The following is a 660-nucleotide window of genomic DNA, read 5'->3' as shown; positions in this document are numbered from 1 at the left end:
GCAGACCTTTTCGGCCACCCGCGGATTGTCGCCGGTGGCGATCTTCACCTCGATTCCCAGCTCGGCAAGCTGATCAAGGGATTGCCGGGCGGCGGCCTTGGGCTCGTCGGCAAAGACGCAGAACCCGACCAGCATCAACTCGGATTCGTCGTCGGCGGTGATCGTGGACAGGTGTGGCGCCGGCTTGGCCGCCACGGCAACCACTCGGCGCCCGGCCGCGAACAACTCGGACAACGTCTGTTGAGACTGATCGGGTGCGCTCGAGCAGCGGGCCAGCATCTGCTCGGGTGCGCCCTTGACCACCAGCAGTCGCTTTCCATGGTCATCGACCAAGGCTGAGGTCGCACGGCGGATGTGGTCGAACGGCAAAAAGGCCACCCGGTCCATACCGTCGCCGACGAGCTGCCGTGCGGCGGGGTGCGCCCAGAGCGCGCCGTCCAGCGCGTTGGTCGCGGCGCCGCCCGCGGCCGGATCGATGTCACAGGCCAGCAGGGCCAGCCGCAGCACCGAGTCGTTGCGCACTCCGGCCGGGTTGACGGTGTCGACCAAGCTGATGCGGCCCTCGGTCAGGGTGCCGGTCTTGTCGGTGATCAGGATGTCGATGTCGCCCAGGTCCTCGATGCACACCAGGCGTTTGACGAGCACCTTGGCCTTGGCCAG

The 660-nt window shown here is 67.4% G+C and carries 1 protein-coding gene; it reads right to left on the bottom strand.

Features of this window, described 5'->3' with window-relative positions:
- The coding region (locus A5705_RS05460) for an HAD family hydrolase (RefSeq protein WP_156763040.1) at positions 1-660 on the bottom strand (660 nt) is incomplete at both ends.

The organism is Mycobacterium sp. E787, assembly GCF_001668725.1.
Classification (GTDB): domain Bacteria; phylum Actinomycetota; class Actinomycetes; order Mycobacteriales; family Mycobacteriaceae; genus Mycobacterium.
This window is presented reverse-complemented; position numbering and strand designations above follow the sequence as displayed.